Below are 19750 nucleotides of genomic sequence, written 5' to 3'. Positions count from 1 at the left end.
ATCCAATGACTTGAACACATCGCTGGCGACCTGCCTTTCGGGGATCGGAGGCACTGTCAGTGACGACTGGCAGCAGAAATACCACGCCCTTGCTGAACGATAGCTTTCGAAGCTTTTTTGCGACCTGGTCGATAATCTCCAGGGCAAAGAAAAACGGCGCCAGGAGCTGGGCTCCGGGCGCCGTTTCGAGGTGAAGCCAGCGGATCAACGCTGGGCAGGAACGTCCTGCTTTTCACCTGCCAAAGGCTTGTCAGCCTTGGCTTCGGCATTCGCCTTGGTGCTTTCTTCGCTGAAGCTGGCCAGCACGGCCGGGCTACGTGCGGGTTGTGGCACGGTCAGCTGGCTCGGCGCCTGCTGGGCCAGACCCTGGGTGGAGACGTCGGACTGGTTGTACATCCGCACGCCCGCCAGTACGGCAAAGGTCACGGACGCGGCGACCGCGACACGACCCAGGCTCGACCAACGACCCTTGCTCGCCGGAGCAGCAACAGGTGCTGCTACTGGCGCTGTGGCGACCTCATCACGCTCCAGCGTGGTGGTGACGCCCTTGGCGATATCCAGATTCGGCAGCATGGGCTCACCGCGAATCACGGCGCTGACCATGGCGTAGCGCGACCAAGTGGCGCGCAATTCCGGGTCCTTGCTGACCTCGGCGATGACACGCCGGGTTTCGAATTCGTCCGCTTCGTTATCCATAACAGCGGACAGGGATTCCAGCAGGGCTTCACGACTCATACGTATTACCTCTCTAAAAGCTGTCGCCGCTGTCTATGCATCACGCAGCAGGGGCTGCAATGCTTTGTCTATCGCTTCCCGAGCCCGGAAAATCCGGGACCGGACCGTTCCCACCGGACATTGCATTACATTGGCAATGTCCTCGTAGCTGAGGCCTTCGAACTCACGAAGAGTCAGCGCGGTGCGCAGATCTTCCGGGAGTTGCTGGATGGTCCGATGCACGGTGGCCTCGATCTCATCCCGCAAAAGGGACCGCTCCGGGGATTCGATATCCTTTAGAGCATGGTCGCCTTCATAAAATTCCGCATCCTCGGCACTGACGTCGCTATCCGGTGGACGACGACCCCGGGCAACCAGATGGTTCTTTGCCGTGTTGATGGCGATGCGATAGAGCCAGGTGTAGAAAGCACTATCGCCACGGAAGTTCCCGAGGGCGCGATAGGCTTTGATGAAAGCCTCCTGAGCGACGTCCTGGGCTTCCTGGGTATCGTGGACAAAACGCACGATCAGACCGAGAATCTTGTGCTGATACTTGAGCACCAGCAGGTCAAAGGCACGCTTGTCGCCGCGCTGTACGCGCTCGACCAGTTGTTGATCCTGCTCCTGAGTGGGCAGGGCTTGCTTGCTATCCTTGGCTTGCAGCTCGGTATCGTCCTTGCCTTCACTATCGACGCGCGCTGCTAGACTGGGCTGTTGCACGAAGTTTCTCCCCTCCACAGCAGTTGATGAGCGAGCACTGAAATGGCTGCTGATCGCTCCTGGGTATCACTGATTTAGCTTTGGCAGATGGCCCATTCTCGTCGAGGCACTCCGGCCGCACGGATGAGCGATTATCTGTACATAGACCCCGTTTGACGCCCGCGAGTTCCCTGCCCCTTCCCCACCGATGGCTATGCCGTCAGCCGCCGTGTTCCTATACTCGCCGTCTCGGTGAGAAGGAAACGTCATGGCGCGTCATCTGGAATTCGATGTCCTGGTAATCGGCAGTGGCGCCGCGGGCCTGACGCTCGCGCTCAATCTGCCCGCGGCGCTGTCGATCGCGGTGCTGAGCAAGGGCGAACTGGCGCATGGCTCGACCTACTGGGCGCAGGGGGGTGTCGCCGCCGTGCTGGACGAGGGCGATACCGTCGAGGCGCACGTGCAGGATACCCTAGTCGCGGGCGCCGGGCTGTGTGACGAAGCCGCCGTGCGCTTCACCGTCGAGCACAGTCGCGAGGCCATGCAGTGGCTGATCGACCAGGGCGTGCCCTTCACTCGCGAGCAGGACGCCGCCAAGGGCGGTCTGGGCTTTCACCTGACCCGGGAAGGCGGCCACAGCCACAGACGCATCATTCACGCCGCCGATGCCACCGGCATGGCGATCTTCGACACCCTGTTGCGCACCGCGGAAGGCCGTCCCAATATCCAGCTGCTCAGCCAGCGCGTGGCGGTCGATCTGATCACCACGGAAAAACTCGGCCGGCCAGGCGCGCGCTGCCTGGGCGCCTATGTGCTCGACCGCACCAGCGACCAGGTGGATACCCTGCACGCGCGTTTCACGGTGCTGGCCACCGGTGGCGCCAGCAAGGCCTACCTCTATAGCACCAACCAGGACAGCGCCAGCGGTGACGGCATCGCCATGGCCTGGCGCGCCGGCTGCTCGGTGGCCAATCTGGAATTCAACCAATTCCATCCCACCTGTCTCTATCACCCCCATGCGCGGAGCTTCCTGATCACCGAAGCCCTGCGTGGCGAGGGCGCCGTATTGCGCCTGCCCGATGGGGAACGGTTCATGCCGCGCTTCGATCCCCGCGCCGACCTGGCACCGCGCGACATAGTGGCGCGGGCGATCGACCACGAGATGAAGCGCCTGGGCATCGACTGCGTCTTTCTCGACATCAGCCACAAGCCGGCGGACTTCGTGCAGGAGCACTTCCCGACGGTCTATCGCCGCTGCCTGGAACTGGGCATCGACATCACCCGCGATCCGATCCCCGTGGTACCGGCCGCGCACTACACCTGTGGCGGGGTGCGCGTCGATGAGCACGGGCGCTCGGATCTGGCCGGCCTCTACGCCATCGGCGAAACCAGCTGTACCGGTCTGCATGGCGCCAATCGCATGGCCAGCAATTCGCTGCTGGAGTGCTTCGTCTATGCGCGCTCGGCGGCGCTGGACATCCAGGCGCAAGAGGCCGAGATCGCCATGCCGCGCGACCTGCCCGACTGGGATGCCAGCCAGGTGACGGACTCGGACGAGGACGTGGTGATCGCGCACAACTGGGATGAGCTGCGGCGCTTCATGTGGGACTATGTCGGCATCGTGCGCACCACCAAGCGACTGGTGCGCGCCCGCCACCGGATTCGGCTGCTGATGGACGAGATCGACGAGTTCTACAGCAATTACCGGGTCAGTCGCGATCTGATCGAATTGCGCAACCTGGCGCAGGTGGCGGAGCTGATCATCGAAAGCGCCCTCGCCCGCCAGGAGAGTCGCGGCCTGCACTTCACCCTGGACTATCCGCACCTCGCCAGCACGGCCCGGGACACTATTCTGGTGCCGCGAACCGGCGCGGCGCGAAACGGAGCCTGACTCTCAGGCGGCGATGGGCGTCCGCGGTGAGGCTGTCGCGGGCGATGCAGAGACTGCGGGTGCGTCTTTCGTCCGGTACCCGATAACGCAGCACCACCAGCCGCGCCAGGGCCAGGCTGTCCGGGCGCACCTGGATGGCCTGCCAACCGGTCGCTGGCGACCAGAGTTGCCAACCCTCGGCGCCATGCCGCAGCCGCCGTGGCACGCCCGGGTAGCGCTGCTGGAGCTGGCGCTGGCGCACGCGCTGCCAGGACCAGAGTACCAGCAGCGTCAGGAGCGGCTTGAGCGTCCAGGGAATGGCCGCCAGCCAGGGGCAGATCCCCGCGCCGAAGGCGGCCACGGCGTGCAGCCGCAGGAGGCCGGCAGAGGCGCTCCAGCGGCATTCGAAGGGCTCAAGCCGGCTGGACACGGTCCAGGATCATGCGCACGATGAGCTGCAGATCGGCGTCTTCCGGTTCGCCACGCTGCATGAACCAGTGGAACATGTCCTGATCCTCGCACTCGAGCAGTTTGCGATAGCGCGCCTGGTCTTCCGCGCCCAGGGAGGAGTAGACCTCCTTGACGAAGGGCACCAGCAATACATCCAGTTCCAGCATGCCGCGACGGCTGTGCCAGTACAATCTGTTGAGTTCGGTAGCTTCGGTACTCATGGGGACTCCTGCGACAATCGGCGCAGTATAAGCCCGAAGCGCCCCGCCGCGCAGTGCGCCTGACATTCATCCCGGGCGCGCCTATGATGAGCGGCTTCACTCGACACGGAGCTGCTGCCGCAATGGCCGACTCGCCGTATTTCTGCCGCTTGACCCACGAAGGCGTCCTGGCCATCCGCGGGGTCGATGCGACCAAGTTTCTCCAGGGGCAGGTGACCTGCAACCTCAACTATCTCGCCGACGACCAGGCCGGCCTGGGGGGTCGCTGCACGCCCAAGGGGCGCCTGGTGTCCAGCTTCCGCATCGTCAAGCAGGCCGACGGCTATCTGCTGGCGATGGCCGCGGAGCTGGTCGAGCCCTTGCTGACCGATCTGAAGAAATATGCGGTCTTCTCCAAGTCGACGCTGACCGATGAAAGCAGCCACTGGCAACGCCTGGGGCTCTCTGCCGCCGGTTTCGCCAGCGCCTATCCCGACGTCGTGCTGGGTGACCAGGCCAATGCCGTGGCGCCGCTCGATGGCGGCTTCGCCCTGCGGCTGGAGGATGGCCGGGTCGAGACCTGGCGCGCGGCGGACGCCGCGGCGCCGGCCTTGCCAGAGGTCGCGCTCGATGAGTGGCTGCTGGCCCAGGTGCGGGCCGGCGTGGGCCAGGTGTTCGGCGCGACCCGCGAGCTGTTCGTCCCGCAGATGATCAATCTGCAGGCGCTGGATGGCGTGAGCTTTCGCAAGGGCTGCTACACCGGCCAGGAGATCGTCGCGCGCATGCAGTACCTGGGCAAGCTCAAGCGGCGCCTCTATCGACTCGCCGGCAGCGACCAGCCCCCCGCCGTGGGTACCGCGCTGTTCTCACCGGTGCATGGCAGCAGCGTGGGCGAGGTGGTGCTCGCCGCGTCTAGCGCCGAGGGTTGTGAATTCCTGGCGGTGCTGCAGGGCGATGCCGCCGAGGATGGACGCGTCTCGGTGGGCAGCTCGGACGGGCCAAACTGCCGTTTACTCGATTTGCCCTACTCACTCGATAGCGATCGTGAAATAAAGCGCTGAAGGTTGGGATCGCCTTTTCCGCTCCTCACACAGGTACGTCATGACTCCTCTTGCCGAAAAAGTTGTCCAGGATCTTCTCCACGCGATAGACACCGATCGCGTGGTGCTGCCTACCCTTCCCGAGGTGGCGCTGAAGGTCAGAGAAGCGGCCGAAGACCCCAACGTGGGGGTCGCCGAGCTGAGCCGGGTGATCGCTTTGGACGCCGCCTTGACCGCGCGCCTGATCAAGGTGGTCAACAGCCCGCTGCTGCGCACCAGCAAGGAGATCACCGACCTGCAGATGGCGGTCGGGCGCCTGGGCATCAATTACACGGCGAATCTGGCGACGGGCCTGGCCATGCAGCAGATGTTCCAGGCCACCAGCGACGCCGTGGATCGCAAGATGCGCGAGGTCTGGAGCCAGGGCACCGAGATTGCCGCCATCAGCCATGCGCTGTGCAAGAAATACACGCGACTGATGGCCGACCGCGCCCTGCTCGCCGGCCTGGTGCACCAGATCGGCGTGCTGCCGATCCTCACCTATGCCGAAGAACAGGAAGACCTGCTGGCCAACGCCATCACCCTCGATCAGGTGACGGCGCGCATCCATCCGCAGATCGGCGAACGCATTCTCAAGGTCTGGGATTTTCCGGCCGACATCGCCTGCGTGCCCCGGGAGTATCTGGTACTGGACCGTCAGCCCGCGGCGGCCGACTACGCCGATATCGTGCAGGTCGCCTCGCAGCTGCACGCGCAGCGCCAGGGTCAGCAGGACATCGCGGTCCAGACGCTGCCCGCCGGCATCCGCCTGGGACTTAACAACCAGCCGGATCCTGCCCAGGATCAGTCCTTCTGGGACGCGGTGGAACAGTCGCGGACGCTGCTCGGCTGAGCCTAGGCTTCCTCGGCGGGAAATTCGACCCGCACCCGTAGCCCACCGAGCGCACCGTCCAGCAACTGGATGCGGGCGCGGTGGGCGGCGCAGATCTCCCCGACGATGGCCAATCCCAGACCGGCGCCCCCGGACTGCGGATCCAGGCGCTGAAAGCGCTCGAACACCTTGGCCCGCGCATTGGCCGGAATGCCGGGGCCGTCGTCCTCGACTTCCAGCACCGCCGGCGCCAGCACCCGCACCACGATGTTGCCGCCTGGCTGGCTATGGGCCAGGGCGTTTTCCACCAGATTGCAGAGCAGCTCGTTGAGCAACGTCGGCTCGCCGATCACCGGCGCCTTGGCGAAGGGCTCGAAGGCCAGGGCGACGCCCTTGGCATGGGTCAGCGGCGCCAGCGCCATGGCCAGCTCCCTGGCCAGCTCGCTGAGCTCCAACCGCTCGGCGCCACCCTCGGCGATGGCCTGGGCGCCGCTCTCGATGCGTGCCAGCGACAGCAGCTGGTTGGCCAGACGCGCCAGGCGATCAGTGCTCGCGCGGGTCTCTTCCAGGGTGGCGTACCAGGCCTGGGGCTCGCGCTCACGCAGGCCCAGTTCGACTCGCGCCTTGATCGCCGCCAGCGGGGTGCGCAATTCGTGGGCGGCGTTGGCGATGAAGTCGGCCTGGCGCTCGAACAGGCGGCGCAGGCGCAGGGTGAAGCCCTCCAGGGCATGCACCAAGGGCAGCAGTTCCTGGGGCGCCCGCACCTCGGGCAGCGGGCGCAGGTCGTCCACCCCGCGCTCTTCCACGGCCTGGCGGAGGCGCTCCAGGGGTCGCAGGGCGGCGCCGACCGCCATCCACACCAGCAGGATGGCACCCAGCCCCATCAGCCCGAGGCGGATCAGGGTGTCGGTGAGTAGACTGCGGGCTACCTCCTCGCGAGCTTCGGCGGTCTCGGCAACGCGGATCTCGGCCATGCCGGTGAGATCCGGCTGGCTGACCGGCTGGGCCAGGCTGACCACCCGCACGTCCTTGCCGCGATAGGTGCTGTTGTAGAAGCGTGCCAGGGCCGGATAGTCGCGGGTCAGGGGGGCGCCCGGCGGCGGAGGCGGGATCTCTTCGTAGCCGGAGATCAGCCGGCCACGGGTATCCAGCACCTGGTAGAAGATGCGCCCCACGTTGTCGTAGGCGAAATTGTCCAGGGCGATGTAGGGCACATCGGCGCGCAGGGTGCCGTTGGACGCCGACAGGCCCGCGGCGATGGTCCGGGCCGAAGCCAGCAGCGTCCGGTCATAGGCCACGTCGGCCAGGCGCCGGCCATTGAGATAGGCCGCCAGACTGCTGATCGCCAGGATCACCGCGAGCAGGATGACCATTCGCAGCAGCAGGCGGCCACGCAGGCTGCCCGCCGCCTTCGCCACTTCAGCCATGCTGTTCTTCCAGCAGATAGCCCAGGCCGCGGAAGGTGACGATGCGTACCGCGCCGGCTTCCAGCTTCTTGCGCAGGCGGTGGACATAGATCTCGATGGCCTCGGGACTGGCCTCTTCGTCCAGGCCGAAGACCTGGGCGGCGAGTTGTTCCTTGCTCATGACCCGTCCGGGACGGGCGATCAGCGCAGCCAGCACGGCGTGCTCGCGGGAGGTGAGCGACAGCGCCTCCTCGCCCAGGGTGAAGCGCGAGGTATTGAGGTCGTAGATCAGCGGACCGCAGCGCTGCTGGCGATCGCCGCCCAGCACGCTGCGGCGCAGCAGGGCCTTGACCCGGGCTTCCAGCTCGGTGAGTTCGAAGGGTTTGGCCAGGTAGTCGTCGGCGCCGAGATTGAGGCCCTGCACCCGGTCCTTGACCTCGCCGCGGGCGGTGAGCATCAGCACCGGCAAGCGATCGCCGCGCTCGCGCAGACGCGCCAGCACCTCGAAACCATCCATGCGCGACAGGCCGACATCGAGAATGGCCAGGGCATAGCTTTCACTCTGCAGGGCCAGGTCGGCGGCCACGCCATCGTTGAGCAGATCGACGTTGAGACCGGCATTCTTGAGCGCCTGGGCGACGCTTTCGGCCAGAGGCGGATGATCTTCGACCAGTAGGATGCGCACGCTGACAGCTCCTGCCTAAAAGGTCCGAGTTTACCGGATAGCGGCCCCTTGACCCGTTGCCCGCCACGCACATTCGTTGCCTTTCACGACTGAAAGGCTGTTGAAAGCTTGACGGTCTAGAGTGAAAGGTAGCGGTCCCAGAACCGCATGATGCTTGCCCAAGCGCCACCCCTGGTTGGCCAACAACAATAACAAGCGGAACGACATCCATGCTCGCCCTCGCGCAGCTCCACGTGCTCCCGTGCTACCTCTCCGAACGATCACCGCCCTGGCGAGCCTGAGCCGTGTCCGCCTGTCAGCTTCTGAAATAACAACAAAAGGAAGACGTCGATGAGCACCACCTTGCGCACCCTTACCCTGACCCTGGCCGCCTCCGTGCTGCTGTCCGCCCAGGCCATGGCCGAACCCAAGCGTCCCGAATGCATCGCCCCAGCCTCGCCGGGTGGTGGCTTCGACCTGACCTGCAAACTGGCCCAGAGCGGCCTGGTGGAAGCCAAGCTGCTGGACAGGCCCATGCGCGTGACCTACATGCCCGGCGGCGTCGGCGCGGTGGCCTACAACACCGTGGTGGCTCAGCGTCCGGCGGATGGCGACACCATCGTCGCCTTCTCCAGCGGTTCGCTGCTGAACCTGGCCCAGGGCAAGTTCGGTCGCTTCGACGAGAAGGCCGTGCGCTGGCTGGCGGCGGTGGGTGCCAGCTACGGTGCCATCGCGGTCAAGGCCGATTCGCCCTACAAGACCCTGGGTGACCTGGTCGAGGCGCTGAAGAAGGATCCGAGCAAGGTGGTCATAGGTTCCGGCGGCACCGTGGGCAGCCAGGACTGGATGCAGACGGCGCTGATCGCCAAGGCCGCCGGCATCAATCCCAAGGACCTGCGCTACGTGGCCCTGGAAGGCGGCGGCGAGATCGCCACCGCGCTGCTGGGCGGCCACATCCAGGTCGGCAGCACCGACATCTCCGACTCCATGCCCCATGTCGAGGCCGGCAACATGCGCCTCCTGGCGGTCTTCGCCGAGCAGCGTTTCGACGAACCGGCGATGAAGGACATCCCCACCGCACGCGAGCAGGGCTACGACATCGTCTGGCCGGTGGTCCGCGGCTTCTATGTCGGCCCGAAGGTCACCGACGAGCAGTACAACTGGTGGAAAGCCAGCTTCGACAAGCTGCTGGCGTCCGACGACTTCGCCAAGCTGCGTGATCAGCGCGAGCTCTTCCCCTTCGCCATGACCGGTTCCGAACTGGACGCCTATGTGCAGAAGGAAGTCGCGCGCTATCGCGGCATGGCCAAGGAATTCGGCCTGATCCAGTAACAGAGCCCCCGCCCCTGGCGCCCCTCCGGGCGCCTTCGAGGATGTCGACATGATCTTCCAACGCGCCTTCATGGCGGTCTGGCTGGTGGCCGGACTCGTCATGCTGTTCATCGCCCGGGATTACCAGGCGCCCTTCTCCTACGAGCCGGTCGGTCCGCGGGCCTATCCGATGCTGATGTTCGGGCTGATGAGCCTGGGCCTCGCCTATCTGATCATCCGCCCCACGCCGATCGGCGATGGCGAAGACCAGAAGCCGCTGGACGCCTCGTCGCTGCGCAAGGTGGTGGCCTGCTGCGTCATCCTGCTGGGCTACGCCCTGACCTTCCAGCCGCTGGGCTTCCCCTTGAGCGCCTTCCTTACCGCCACCCTGTGCGGCCTGCTCTATGGCGGCCGCCTGATGCCCTGTGCCCTGGTCAGCCTGCTGCTCTCGGTAAGTCTCTATGTGCTGTTCGACCGGGTGATGGAAGTCCCCCTACCCCTTGGCGTGCTGGAATTCCTGGAAGGCTGACATGGAAACCTTGAATTTTCTGATGCAGGGCTTTGGCGTCGCCATGACGCCGACCAACCTGATCGTGGCGCTGATCGGCACCCTGATCGGCACCGTGGTGGGTCTGCTGCCGGGTCTCGGGCCGATCAACGGCATCGCTCTGCTGATCCCGGTGGCCTTCGCCCTGGGCCTGCCGCCGGAGACGTCGCTGATCCTGCTGGCGGCGGTCTATCTGGGCTGCGAATACGGCGGCCGGATCTCTTCGATCCTGCTGAACATCCCCGGCGAAGCCGCGACCATGATGACCTGTCTGGACGGCTATCCGCTGGCACGACAAGGCATGGCGGGCGTGGCCCTGTCGCTGTCGGCCTGGAGCTCCTTCATCGGCGCCTTCATCGCCACCTGCGGCATGGTGCTGTTCTCGCCGCTGCTGGCCAAGTGGGCGATCGCCTTCGGTCCGGCGGAATACTTCGCGCTGATGGCCCTGGCCATCCTCAGCCTCTCCGGCATGGCCGCCGAGAAGCCGGTCAAGACCCTGGTCGCCGCGCTCTTCGGCCTGGCCATCGCCTCCGTGGGCATCGATGCCAACAGCGGCGTCTATCGCTTCACCTTCGACAACGTGCACCTGGCCGACGGCATCGACTTCGTGATCCTGGTGCTGGGGCTGTTCTCGGTGAGCGAACTGCTCCTGCTGCTGGAGCAGACCCATCATGGCCAGGTTGCGGTCAAGGCCACCGGGCGCATGCTGTTCAACGTGCGCGAAGCCCGCAGCGTATTCATGGTCAACCTGCGCAGTTCGGTGAGCGGCTTTATCATCGGCGTCCTGCCAGGTGCTGGCGCGACCCTGGCCAGCGCCCTGGCCTACACCACCGAGAAGCGTCTGGCGGGCGCCGATGGCAAGTTCGGCAAGGGTGACCTGCGCGGCCTGGCCGCGCCGGAAACCGCCATCGGCGCGGCGGTGTGCGGCAACATGATTCCCATGCTGACCCTGGGCATCCCCGGCTCGGGCACCACCGCGGTGATGATCGGCGCCCTGACCCTGTACAACATCACCCCCGGCCCGCTGCTGTTCCAGAACGAGCCGAATCTGGTGTGGGGCCTGATCGCTTCGCTGTTCATCGCCAACGTGATGCTGCTCATCCTCAACGTGCCCATGGTGAAGATGTTCACCAAGATCCTCGATGTGCCGAACTGGTCGCTGGCCCCGGCCATCGCCATCATCACCGGCATCGGCGTCTACGCGGTGCACGCCACCACCTTCGATCTGGTGCTGATGGTCTGCGTGGGCATCTTCGGCTACATCATGCGCAAGCTGGACTTCCCCCTCTCGCCGCTGCTGCTGGGCTTCATCCTCGGCGAGCTGATGGAGACCAGCCTGAGACGCGCGCTGTCGATCTCCAACGGCGACGTGGGCATCCTCTGGCAGAGCGGCATCAGCCAGGTCATCTGGATCGTCTGCATCCTGATGGTGGCCCTGCCCTTCTACCGGGCCTGGCGCAAGCGTCGCGCGCCCAAGCCCGCGACCGTCTGAAGTCGGTGACACCAGCGCCCGCAGCCGGAGTCCTTCCGCCCGCGGGCTTTTTCGTTCAGGCGGACTTGAAGCTCTTCTTCGGATAGATGTCATAGCGGCTGGACTTGCCCTCCAGCACATAGCCCGGCTTCACCCCCTCGATGGCCGGCGCCTTGCGCGGGCGCTTGACCACCACCCGGTGACTGGCGCGGGCCAGGGCCGCGGCCAGCAGCGCCGGGGCGTCCAGATCGTCGCCCACCAGCGGTCGGAACAGGCGCATCTCCTTCTTCACCAGGGCGCTCTTGTCGCGATGCGGAAACATGGGATCCAGGTAGATCACCTCGGGCACCTCGCCCTCCCCGCCTTGCAGGTAGGCGGTGGAATCGGCCTGCACCAGGGTCATCAGGGCGGCGATGCCGGCCGCTTCGTGATCCCGCGCGGCGCGGGCAAGGCCGTCTTCAAGCAGGGCGGCGATCAGCGGCTGACGCTCGACCAGCGTCACCGTGCAGCCCAGGGTGGCCAGCACGAAGGCGTCGCGGCCCAGACCCGCGGTGGCATCGAGGATGCGTGGGCGCACGCCGGGTCCGACCCCGACCGCCTTGGCGATCATCTGCCCGGCGCCGCCGCCGAACTTGCGCCGGTGCGCCGCCGCGCCCTCGACGAAGTCCACCCGTACCGGACCCGGGGCCTCCGGGCCGCGCTGCACCAGCTGCAGGCCCTGAGTACCGACCTGCAGGGCGAATTCCTCGGTCGTGGCGGTGCCCAGGGGTAGGTCGAGGCGCGCGGCCCAGGCAGCAGCAGCCTCGGTGAAGACGGGTTCCAGGGCTTCGACGATAAGCGCGGGGCGGGCGGTGGACATGGGCAACTCGCTGGCGAAAGGACCGGCCATTCTACCGGCAGACGCGAAAGCCACCCATGTCGACATGGAAATGATCGCGGTGCGCCGCGTTGTAGTCCGGTCCCAGGGTGGTATTGAAGGACCGGCAGGCCCCGTCGCGTACCAGCCGCAGGAAGCGCTGGGCCTGCGGATCGCCTTTCCAGTCCCGCGCCACGCTGATGCGGCGGCCATCGGCCAGGCGCAGTCCGGCGATGTCCAGGGCGTTGGCGGTGGCGTGCTGACTGCGCCGGCCGCTGGCGCGGCCATAGATGTTGCGGCAGGCAAAGCTGCCGTAGTGCTCCACCTCGGCCACCCGCTGGCCATAGACGGTTTCGGCCGCCGGCTGCAGGGCCTGCCGCTCGAACAGCGCGAAGCTCACCGCCAGGGGACAGCTGGCGAGGAAGCTGCCGCTGAGTCTTACCCCTTCGCCGCGCTGGATGCGCACCGTCCGCTCCAGCGGGCAGTCGGCCGAACCGGCATTGCCGCGCAATTCGCGATAGTTGAGCGCCGAGGTGGCCAGGGACGCCGCGCAATAGTCGGCATCGGCCTGCAGGCGCCAGAGCTTGAGTCGGGTGACGGCAGTGGTGGGTGCCTGGATGTCCAGCGGCGCCCAGGGGTTGTAGGCCGGCGGAATGCGCAGCCAGCCCTGGTCAAAGGCGGTGTGCAGACCGCCATAGAGCAGGATGACGAGACCGAGCAGGTGTCTGGCTTTCATGCGGCGCGCCGAAGAGGATCGTCAAGCAGAGACTTCATCTGACCGGAGCGGACCACGGGAATGCCGGCGAAAACGTCGCCAAACGTATCGCGGTGGACGGCGCGGACTAGAGCAGGCCGAGTTGTTCGGTGTCGGCGGTGCTCAACTCGGGTAACGCCGGCAAGCCGGGCAGGCGTTCGCGCAGCTGGGCATGGAATCTCAGGGCCAGCTCGGGCGCCTGGCGGTTGTCCGGGGTGTGCAGGAAGACATAGGGCAGCTTGCCCGCCTCGATCCAGTCGGCTACCCGGGTGACCCACTTGGCCAGGTAATAGTCGTTGGCGGCCAGCTCCAGGCGGCCGATGAAACGCACCTGGGGGTGCGCGCTGAACGCCAGGGCGCGCGCCGGTACCCGCGGCTTCTTGGCCTGGGCCAAACGCACGGCCGGCTCGCTCGGATCGGCGCTGAACAGCGCAGCCGAATCCAGGCCAACGCGCTCCACACCCAGGTCCATGAGCAGGCGGTTCAAGGCCCGCTCGGACTCGCCCTTGTCGAAAAAGGCCAGGTGCCGGACCTCCACGGCCAGGGCGCAACGCGGCGCCATGGCCGAGAGAAAGACCTGCAGTTCCTTGAGCCGATCGGGCCCGAAGCCGGCGGGCAACTGCAGCCACAGCGGACTGGCCCGCTCGCCCAGGGGCGCCAGCAAGTCAAGAAAGGTGCGCGCGCTGGCGAGTTGCACGCGCAGATCCTCGGCATGGCTGATGTCGCGGGGAAACTTGGCGCAGAAGCGAAAATCGGCAGGCATCAGCTCGGCCCAGCGGCGGATGGTGTCCGCCGCGGGCCAGGCATAGAAAGTGGTATTGCCTTCCACGGCATTGAACACCTGGGCGTAGCGCGGCAGGAAATCACCCGGGCGCAGGCCGTGGTAGAGGCTTTCACGCCAGGCATTGTCGTTCCAGGAGGGGCAGCCGAGAAAGTACGGCAGCATCAGGCGTAGAGGTCGAGGCCCACGACGCTGGAGGAGCCGTCCGCCTCGGCGCCAAGGGCGGCGGTGCTGCCGTAGCTGGCCAGCGCCTGTTGCGCACGCGCGGTGAGCTGACTGGCGAAGCGCCCTTCCCGCTCGCTGAGCACCAAGCCATTGCCACCGCCATTGTCGGTATCGGTCGGCGCGGCCGCCTCGACGCGACGGACGGGTGCGACGTCGGGCCGGGGATTACCCGTGGCCTCGCGGGCGATGGCGTTTTGACGGGCGTCCTCATCCTTCGCCACCTCGCGTACGGGCGTGATCGCGCGCGAGGAACGATTCAGGGGATAAGCAGAGGAGGAATAGCCGCTGTCAATGCGCATGGCAGGTCCCGAACGGATGGCACTACTCTAAGTAGGGTCGAAAGCTATGACAATCAAGGGCCGGACGCCCGTCGCGACCGGCGGACGAGCGGCATATACAGCTTGGACGTCAGACTATTACGCCAGGTTTCCCGACGTCAGACCGACTGCTTGGGAGTGGCGACCCGATCACGCAGATAGACGGGTTGCGCCGCTTCGGCTTCGGCCGACACGGCTTCGCCGCGCTGCCAGGCCGAGGCCGCCAGCACCGCCAGATCCTGCGCATGGGGCAACAGGCTGGCATCCCGCTCGATCAGGGGCACGGCCATGCGATCGCTGTAACCCCAGCCGGTACCGGCACCGAACCAGTCGCCGGTGGCGGCAGCCGGCAGGACGACGGCTTCGGGGGCCAGCACGGCTTCCGTCCCCGCCAGCACCATGGCGTCGCCGGCGAGGCGATAGCAGCCCCAGTAGACCTCGTCCATGCGCGCATCGATGGCCGCGGCCACCTGGGTCACGCCACGCTCGCGCCAGGCGCGCTGGGCGATGATCGCCAGATTCGACACCGGCAGCACCGGTCGCTCCAGACCGAAGGCCAGGCCCTGCACCACGCCGATGGCGATGCGCACGCCGGTGAAGGCGCCGGGACCGCGCCCGAAGGCGATGGCATCCACCTGCGCCAGACTCAGACCGGTCTCGGCCAACAGCTCCTGCACCATGGGCAGGACCCGCTGGGCATGCAGGCGTGGCGCGATCTCATAGCGATGGATGATCTCGTCGCCCAGATGCAAGGCGACCGAACAGGCTTCGGTGGCGGTGTCGAGGGCGAGCAGGATGGACATGGGGGCGAATCCGCGACGAGGAAAAGGGCTGCGCATTCTAGAGGAAGACGGGACGCGAGGGGACCCGCCCATCGGTCATGACGCCAGGACGGCGCCTTGACCGGACCGCCTGCAGGCACAGGCGGCCGTTATCGGCGTTTAGTTCAGAGCCTGCAGCACCTTGGCGGTGATGGCATCAACCGAACCCACGCCCTCGATGCGGCTGCACTTCGGCGTGCCCTGGGCGGCGCCCAGCTTCTGGTAGAAGTCCACCAGCGGCTTGGTCTGGGAATGATAGAGGTCCAGACGCTTGCGAATGGTGGCTTCGCGGTCGTCTTCGCGCTGTACCAGCGGCTCGCCGGTCAGGTCGTCGGTGTCGGCGACCTTGGGCGGATTGTGCTCGACGTGATAGACGCGGCCCGAACCCGGGTGCACGCGGCGACCGGAGAGGCGCTGGACGATTTCTTCGTCATCGACGGCGATTTCCAGCACGTGGTCGATCTTGACGCCCGCGGCTTCGAGGGCCTCGGCCTGGGGAATGGTGCGCGGGAAGCCGTCGAACAGGAAACCTTTGGCGCAATCGGCGTCGAGGATGCGTTCGCTGATCAGGGCGATGATGATCTCGTCGGAGACCAGGCCGCCGTTGTCCATGATGTCCTTGACCTGCAGGCCCAGGGGCGTGCCGGCCTTGACCGCGGCACGCAGCATGTCGCCGGTGGAAACCTGCGGAATGCCGAATTTCTCAGTGATGAACCGGGCCTGAGTACCTTTGCCGGCACCGGGCGCTCCCAGCAGGATTACGCGCATCTGTTGCTCCTTAGAATGGTCTCGGACTGGCAGCCCGCGCGGGGCGCTGTCGCGATGATTGTTGTCGACGACACGAGACGGCCAAAGGGACCAACCATACACAGCGCCCCTTGGCCGCACAAGTTACCAAGCGTCGCAGGTGCCGGGGCCGTCCAGACGACGCCGGACCCCGGCAAAAGCGACAGTCTGTTCAACCGGTATTACGCAGTCCGGCAGCGATCCCGGCCACGCTCACCAGCAGGGCCTGATCGAGTGCGGCCGGCTGGCTTTCGCCCGCCGCCCGCGCCCGGGCCAGCAACTCGATCTGCAGGAGATGCAGCGGATCGAGATAGGTGTTGCGCACGGCAATGAACACCAGGGTTTCCGGATGGTGCTGGAGCAATTCGTCCTGTCCGGTCAGGCGCAGGACCGCCACCCCGGCCTGGCGCAGCCGCTCGCGCAACTGGCTGCCGAGCACCTGCAGATCTGCCTCCACCAGGCGTTGGTCATAGAGCCGCGCCAGTTCGGCTTCGGCCTTGGCCAGCACCATTTCCAGCATGTCGATACGCGTCTGGAAGAACGGCCAGCGCTCGCGCATCTCGCGCAAAAGCGGCGATTCGCCACGGCGCTCGGCTTCTTCCAGCGCCCTCTCCCAGCCGAGCCAGGCCGGCAGCATCAGCCGGGTCTGGGTCCAGGCAAAGATCCAGGGGATGGCCCTGAGGCTTTCCACGCCGCCTTCGCGGCGCTTGGCCGGGCGACTGCCCAGGGGCAACCGGCCCAGCTCCTGCTCGGGCGTGGCCTGCCGGAAATAGCTGACGAAATGCGGATCCTCGCGCACCACCCCGCGATAGGCCTGCAGGCTGTCGCGGGCGAGGCGATCCATCTGCTCGCGCCAGGCCGGCTCGGGTACCGGTGGCGGCAACAGGGTGGCCTCCAGCACGGCGCCCAGGTACAGCGCCAGATTCTGCTCGGCGATGGCCGGCTGACCGAACTTGAAGCGGATCATCTCGCCCTGTTCGGTGGTGCGGAAGCGCCCGGCCACCGAGCCCGGCGGTTGCGAGAGGATGGCCGCGTGAGCCGGGCCACCGCCCCGCCCCACGGTGCCGCCACGGCCATGGAACAGCAGCAGTTCGACGCCACGACTGGCGCAGATGTCCACCAGGGCTTCCTGGGCACGGTACTGAGCCCAGGCCGCCGCCAGGGTACCGGCGTCCTTGGCCGAGTCGGAATAGCCGATCATGACCTCCTGGGGACCGGCCAGACGCGCACGATAGTCGGGCAGGTCGAGCAGGCTGGCGATGGCCGTACCGGCGTGATCCAGATCGTCGAGGGTCTCGAACAGCGGCACCACGCGCATCGGCTGCCGCACCCCGCACTCGCGCAGCAGCAGCTGCACGGCCAGCACGTCGGAGGCGGCGCCGGCCATGGAAATGACATAGGAACCCAGGGCGTCGGGTGGCGAAGCGGCGATGACGCGGCAGGTGGCGAGCACCTCCCGGGTATCGGCCTCCAGCTCGGCGTCCAGCGGCAGCAGGGGGCGCCGGCTGCCAAGCTCGCCGCGGAGAAATTCCAGGCGCTGCGCCTCGCTCCAGGCGGCATAGTCGCCCAGGTCCAGGTAGCGGCAGATGTCGGCCAGGGCCGCGGCATGGCGCGCGGCGTCCTGGCGGACGTCCAGGCGCACCAGATAGAGACCGAAGGTACGGGCCCGGCGCAGGGTATCGAGCAGGGAGCCATCGGCGATGACCCCCAGGCCGCAGTGCTGCAGGGAGTCGTAGCACAGCTGCAGCGGGGCGATCAGCTCGGCGTTGTCGCTGAGGATATGGCGGGCGCCGGCAAGGGGATCGGTGATGGCATGGGCCGCCCAGCTACGGGTGATCTGCAGCCGCTCGCGCAGCACCTTGAGCACCTTGCGATAGGGCTCCGGGTGATCGCCGGCCTGCTCGCGCAGGGCCGGACTCGCCGCCTGCATGGACAGCTCGGCGGCCAGCCGATCGACATCGCGCAGATAGAGATCGGCGGCCATCCAGCGCGCCAGCAGGAGCACCTCGCGGGTAATGGCGGCGGTGACATTGGGATTGCCGTCGCGGTCGCCCCCCATCCAGGACGAGAAGCGCACCGGCGCCGCCGTCAGCGGCAGCCGCTGGCCGGTGCGTTCCTGCAGGCCGGCATCCAGCTTGCGCAGCAGACTGGGTATCGCCTGCCAGAGCGAATTCTCGATCACCGCGAAGCCCCACTTGGCTTCGTCCACCGGCGTCGGGCGCTGGCGGCGGATCTCCTCGGTGTGCCAGGCCTCGGCGATCAGCCGGCGCAGCCGTGCCTCGATGGCGGTCACCTCGGCAGCGTTGAGGTCGCGATGATCGAGGGCCGCCAGTTGCGCACTGATCTCGTCGTATTTCTGGATCAGGGTGCGCCGGGAGACCTCGGTGGGGTGGGCGGTCAGCACCAGATCGATGTCCAGCGCCGCGACCCGCTCGGCCAGCGCCTGGCCGGAGTGCCCGGCCGCGCCCAGACGCTCCAGCAATTCCGGCAGCACCTGCTGCTCGAAGGGGGGCGGCTCGTCCTCGGCGCGCCGTCTGACCCGATGATATTCCTCGGCGATGTTGGCCAGGTTGAGAAAATGGCTGAAGGCCCGCGCCACTGGCAGCAGCTCGTCTTCGGCCAGGGTATCCAGGGTGTCGCCCAGTTGGCGGGCACCCTCCGCGGAGCCGCCACGAGCGGCCTTTGCGCCCTTGCGGATCCGCTCGATCTTGTCGAGAAAGGCCGCGCCATGCTGGTCGGCGATGGTCTGCCCCAGCAGATCGCCCAGCAACCGCACCTGCTCGCGCAGGCGAACGTCGATTTCCACCATCTCGTGCTCCTCGAAAGTACCGGTTCGGACCTCACGGCAACCGCTGCGGTCTAGCGCAGAGGACAGCACCCTGCTGTCACGGTTGCAAGCCCCGGCTGTTGCAGGGTGCCCAGCCTCGCTCGAACTGAATATCCGACCTTTGCCTAAGCCACGGGAGATGCTCATGAAGATTCGCGAACTCGCTCACCAATGGGAGCAGCAGGCCACCACCTCCGGCACCACCCGCAGCTACCGCCTCGACCTGGAAGTCGAGACCGCGGCCCGTCTCGAGGCGCTCTGCGAACTCTATCCCCAGCGCACGCCCGAAGCCCTGCTCGGCGAGTTGCTGGCGGCCGCCGTCGAAGAACTGGAAGCCAGTTTTCCCTACGTGCAAGGCGAGGAAGTGGTGGCCACCGATGAACTCGGCGACCCCCTCTATGCCGATGCCGGGACCACTCCGCGCTTCCTGGAACTGGCGCGCAAGCACCTGCATCGCCTGCAGTCCGAAACGGCCGGCTAGCCGCCAACCTGCAGCTTTACCTACGCCGCTACCGCTCTGCCAAGGGCTTCCGCGCATGGCGAAATTCGATAGCCAGTGAACATTTTCGCCGGATGAGCGGTCACAGAGTCAGACCGCAGCGCTGGACGAGGGCTGGTTGTCAGCACCCGTCACGGCCTCTCAGGGCCGCGCCGGGCTTGTTTCCACATGCGGCTTTACATGACCAGGCGCCCGCCCTGCCCGTGCCGGCGGCGCGCTTTTCGGATCAACAACGGAGCTTGAATCCATGAAGAGTGCCACTGCCCAAAAGTCCCTTTCCAAAGCCTGCACCCTGAAACTTGCAGCCCTTGCCCTGGGCAGCTCACTGTTGCTGGCCGGTTGCGCCGGCAATCCGCCGACCGCCCAGATGGCCGTGACCCAGTCCGCCGTCAACGAGGCCGTGAGCTCCGGTGGCAACCAGTTCGCCCCCATCGAAACCAAGTCGGCCCAGGACAAGTGGACCCAGGCCCAGACCGCCCTCTCCAATGAGAAGTACGACGAAGCCAAGCAGCTGGCCGAACAGGCCGAGTGGGACGCCCGCCTGGCCACCCGCAAGACTCAGGCCGCCAAGGCCGAGGCCGCACTCAAGGATGCCCAGAACAGCATCCAGCAGATCCGTGAGGAAGGTCAGATCAACCTGC

Annotated in this window: 21 protein-coding genes; 8 read left to right on the top strand and 13 right to left on the bottom strand. The window is 66.6% G+C overall.

Going from position 1 to position 19750, the window contains the following annotated elements; all coding sequences use genetic code 11:
* Positions 1 to 204: 204 nt before the first annotated feature.
* Both GSQ95_RS20660 and rpoE read right to left on the bottom strand, forming a co-directional pair.
* Entirely contained in the window at positions 205 to 735 is a 531-nt protein-coding gene (locus GSQ95_RS20660) for a sigma-E factor negative regulatory protein (RefSeq protein ID WP_158889539.1), read from the bottom strand.
* A gap of 33 nt (positions 736 to 768) precedes the next feature.
* Positions 769 to 1350: an RNA polymerase sigma factor RpoE gene (gene rpoE, locus GSQ95_RS20655; protein WP_026083736.1), complete on the bottom strand. Its 582-nt coding sequence runs from the start codon at positions 1348 to 1350 to the stop codon at positions 769 to 771.
* Between the two features lie 331 nt (positions 1351 to 1681).
* Here rpoE and nadB point away from each other — a divergent pair, with 331 nt between their 5' ends.
* On the top strand, positions 1682 to 3304 hold the full coding sequence (gene nadB, locus GSQ95_RS20650) for an L-aspartate oxidase (protein WP_158889537.1): 1623 nt from the start codon (positions 1682 to 1684) through the stop codon (positions 3302 to 3304).
* Here the strand turns inward: nadB and GSQ95_RS20645 are convergent.
* Entirely contained in the window at positions 3261 to 3713 is a 453-nt protein-coding gene (locus tag GSQ95_RS20645) for a protein YgfX (protein ID WP_158889535.1), read from the bottom strand. The genes nadB and GSQ95_RS20645 overlap by 44 nt on opposite strands.
* Entirely contained in the window at positions 3697 to 3954 is a 258-nt protein-coding gene (locus GSQ95_RS20640; protein ID WP_133862956.1) for a succinate dehydrogenase assembly factor 2, read from the bottom strand. The genes GSQ95_RS20645 and GSQ95_RS20640 overlap by 17 nt, the downstream gene beginning before the upstream one ends.
* Before the next feature lie 122 nt (positions 3955 to 4076).
* Between GSQ95_RS20640 and GSQ95_RS20635 the strand changes: the two genes are divergently transcribed.
* Together GSQ95_RS20635 and GSQ95_RS20630 are read left to right on the top strand one after the other, a co-directional pair.
* Positions 4077 to 4994 (top strand): folate-binding protein YgfZ, encoded by a 918-nt coding sequence (locus GSQ95_RS20635; protein WP_158889533.1) that lies wholly within the window; start codon positions 4077 to 4079, stop codon positions 4992 to 4994.
* A 40-nt stretch (positions 4995 to 5034) separates the two neighbouring features.
* A complete protein-coding gene (locus GSQ95_RS20630; RefSeq protein WP_178118349.1) occupies positions 5035 to 5865 on the top strand; it encodes an HDOD domain-containing protein in 831 nt (276 codons plus the stop codon).
* A 2-nt stretch (positions 5866 to 5867) separates the two neighbouring features.
* Here the strand turns inward: GSQ95_RS20630 and GSQ95_RS20625 are convergent, their stop codons facing one another.
* Both GSQ95_RS20625 and GSQ95_RS20620 read right to left on the bottom strand, forming a co-directional pair.
* Positions 5868 to 7271, bottom strand: coding sequence for a sensor histidine kinase (locus GSQ95_RS20625; protein ID WP_158889531.1), 1404 nt, complete (start codon positions 7269 to 7271; stop codon positions 5868 to 5870).
* The gene (locus GSQ95_RS20620) at positions 7264 to 7935 is read right to left on the bottom strand and encodes a response regulator (protein WP_158889529.1); all 672 of its coding nucleotides are present in this window, start codon (positions 7933 to 7935) and stop codon (positions 7264 to 7266) included. Before GSQ95_RS20620 ends, GSQ95_RS20625 begins: the two co-directional genes overlap by 8 nt.
* A 330-nt stretch (positions 7936 to 8265) precedes the next feature.
* Between GSQ95_RS20620 and GSQ95_RS20615 the strand changes: the two genes are divergently transcribed.
* The 3 genes from GSQ95_RS20615 to GSQ95_RS20605 are packed head-to-tail and all read left to right on the top strand — an operon-like array spanning position 8266 to position 11264.
* Positions 8266 to 9246, top strand: coding sequence for a tripartite tricarboxylate transporter substrate binding protein (locus GSQ95_RS20615; RefSeq protein WP_133862960.1), 981 nt, complete (start codon positions 8266 to 8268; stop codon positions 9244 to 9246).
* Positions 9247 to 9295: 49 nt separating this feature from the next.
* Positions 9296 to 9754 (top strand): tripartite tricarboxylate transporter TctB family protein, encoded by a 459-nt coding sequence (locus GSQ95_RS20610; RefSeq protein WP_017640135.1) that lies wholly within the window; start codon positions 9296 to 9298, stop codon positions 9752 to 9754.
* 1 nt (position 9755) lies between these two features.
* The gene (locus GSQ95_RS20605; RefSeq protein WP_158889527.1) at positions 9756 to 11264 is read left to right on the top strand and encodes a tripartite tricarboxylate transporter permease; all 1509 of its coding nucleotides are present in this window, start codon (positions 9756 to 9758) and stop codon (positions 11262 to 11264) included.
* Positions 11265 to 11319: 55 nt separating this feature from the next.
* On the opposite strand, the gene GSQ95_RS20600 is transcribed toward GSQ95_RS20605, so the two are convergent.
* The 7 genes from GSQ95_RS20600 to ppc form a co-directional block, all read right to left on the bottom strand.
* Positions 11320 to 12102 carry a class I SAM-dependent methyltransferase gene (locus GSQ95_RS20600; protein WP_372240033.1) on the bottom strand — a complete coding sequence of 261 codons (783 nt, stop codon included), beginning with the start codon at positions 12100 to 12102 and terminating at the stop codon, positions 11320 to 11322.
* Positions 12103 to 12133: 31 nt separating this feature from the next.
* Positions 12134 to 12835 (bottom strand): extensin family protein, encoded by a 702-nt coding sequence (locus GSQ95_RS20595; protein ID WP_158889525.1) that lies wholly within the window; start codon positions 12833 to 12835, stop codon positions 12134 to 12136.
* 106 nt (positions 12836 to 12941) lie between these two features.
* Entirely contained in the window at positions 12942 to 13799 is an 858-nt protein-coding gene (locus GSQ95_RS20590; RefSeq protein WP_158889523.1) for a DUF72 domain-containing protein, read from the bottom strand.
* Entirely contained in the window at positions 13799 to 14158 is a 360-nt protein-coding gene (locus GSQ95_RS20585) for a hypothetical protein (protein WP_158889521.1), read from the bottom strand. The genes GSQ95_RS20590 and GSQ95_RS20585 overlap by 1 nt, the downstream gene beginning before the upstream one ends.
* A 137-nt stretch (positions 14159 to 14295) precedes the next feature.
* Positions 14296 to 14979, bottom strand: a complete 684-nt coding sequence (gene tsaB / locus GSQ95_RS20580) for a tRNA (adenosine(37)-N6)-threonylcarbamoyltransferase complex dimerization subunit type 1 TsaB (RefSeq protein WP_158889519.1) — start codon at positions 14977 to 14979, stop codon at positions 14296 to 14298.
* A 138-nt stretch (positions 14980 to 15117) separates the two neighbouring features.
* Entirely contained in the window at positions 15118 to 15765 is a 648-nt protein-coding gene (gene adk, locus GSQ95_RS20575; protein ID WP_133862967.1) for an adenylate kinase, read from the bottom strand.
* Between the two features lie 190 nt (positions 15766 to 15955).
* Positions 15956 to 18592, bottom strand: a complete 2637-nt coding sequence (gene ppc / locus GSQ95_RS20570) for a phosphoenolpyruvate carboxylase (protein WP_158889517.1) — start codon at positions 18590 to 18592, stop codon at positions 15956 to 15958.
* 163 nt (positions 18593 to 18755) lie between these two features.
* On the opposite strand from ppc, the gene GSQ95_RS20565 reads away from it, so the two are divergent.
* Together GSQ95_RS20565 and GSQ95_RS20560 are read left to right on the top strand one after the other, a co-directional pair.
* Positions 18756 to 19091, top strand: a complete 336-nt coding sequence (locus GSQ95_RS20565) for a pilin assembly protein (RefSeq protein ID WP_158889515.1) — start codon at positions 18756 to 18758, stop codon at positions 19089 to 19091.
* A 265-nt stretch (positions 19092 to 19356) separates the two neighbouring features.
* Positions 19357 to 19750, top strand: a 394-nt coding sequence (locus GSQ95_RS20560) for a DUF4398 domain-containing protein (RefSeq protein ID WP_158973882.1), incomplete at its 3' end; no start/stop codon positions are given.

The sequence above is a fragment of the Pseudomonas sp. BAV 4579 genome (genome assembly GCF_009765395.1).
In the GTDB taxonomy this organism is placed as follows: Bacteria; Pseudomonadota; Gammaproteobacteria; order Pseudomonadales; family Pseudomonadaceae; genus Chryseomonas; species Chryseomonas aestiva.
The sequence above is the reverse complement of the archived record's forward strand: the minus strand, read 5'-3'. Positions and strand labels throughout refer to the sequence as shown.

Excerpts from the sequence above, each read along its gene's own strand:
- GSQ95_RS20660 (WP_158889539.1), bottom strand. The coding sequence starts at position 735 with ATGAGTCGTGAAGCCCTGCTGGAATCCCTGTCCGCTGTTATGGATAAC.
- nadB (WP_158889537.1), top strand. The coding sequence starts at position 1,682 with ATGGCGCGTCATCTGGAATTCGATGTCCTGGTAATCGGCAGTGGCGCC.
- GSQ95_RS20640 (WP_133862956.1), bottom strand. The coding sequence starts at position 3,954 with ATGAGTACCGAAGCTACCGAACTCAACAGATTGTACTGGCACAGCCGT.
- GSQ95_RS20635 (WP_158889533.1), top strand. The coding sequence starts at position 4,077 with ATGGCCGACTCGCCGTATTTCTGCCGCTTGACCCACGAAGGCGTCCTG.
- GSQ95_RS20630 (WP_178118349.1), top strand. The coding sequence starts at position 5,035 with ATGACTCCTCTTGCCGAAAAAGTTGTCCAGGATCTTCTCCACGCGATA.
- GSQ95_RS20625 (WP_158889531.1), bottom strand. The coding sequence starts at position 7,271 with ATGGCTGAAGTGGCGAAGGCGGCGGGCAGCCTGCGTGGCCGCCTGCTG.
- GSQ95_RS20615 (WP_133862960.1), top strand. The coding sequence starts at position 8,266 with ATGAGCACCACCTTGCGCACCCTTACCCTGACCCTGGCCGCCTCCGTG.
- GSQ95_RS20610 (WP_017640135.1), top strand. The coding sequence starts at position 9,296 with ATGATCTTCCAACGCGCCTTCATGGCGGTCTGGCTGGTGGCCGGACTC.
- GSQ95_RS20605 (WP_158889527.1), top strand. The coding sequence starts at position 9,756 with ATGGAAACCTTGAATTTTCTGATGCAGGGCTTTGGCGTCGCCATGACG.
- GSQ95_RS20600 (WP_372240033.1), bottom strand. The coding sequence starts at position 12,102 with ATGTCCACCGCCCGCCCCGCGCTTATCGTCGAAGCCCTGGAACCCGTC.
- GSQ95_RS20595 (WP_158889525.1), bottom strand. The coding sequence starts at position 12,835 with ATGAAAGCCAGACACCTGCTCGGTCTCGTCATCCTGCTCTATGGCGGT.
- GSQ95_RS20590 (WP_158889523.1), bottom strand. The coding sequence starts at position 13,799 with ATGCTGCCGTACTTTCTCGGCTGCCCCTCCTGGAACGACAATGCCTGG.
- GSQ95_RS20585 (WP_158889521.1), bottom strand. The coding sequence starts at position 14,158 with ATGCGCATTGACAGCGGCTATTCCTCCTCTGCTTATCCCCTGAATCGT.
- tsaB (WP_158889519.1), bottom strand. The coding sequence starts at position 14,979 with ATGTCCATCCTGCTCGCCCTCGACACCGCCACCGAAGCCTGTTCGGTC.
- adk (WP_133862967.1), bottom strand. The coding sequence starts at position 15,765 with ATGCGCGTAATCCTGCTGGGAGCGCCCGGTGCCGGCAAAGGTACTCAG.
- ppc (WP_158889517.1), bottom strand. The coding sequence starts at position 18,592 with ATGGTGGAAATCGACGTTCGCCTGCGCGAGCAGGTGCGGTTGCTGGGC.
- GSQ95_RS20565 (WP_158889515.1), top strand. The coding sequence starts at position 18,756 with ATGAAGATTCGCGAACTCGCTCACCAATGGGAGCAGCAGGCCACCACC.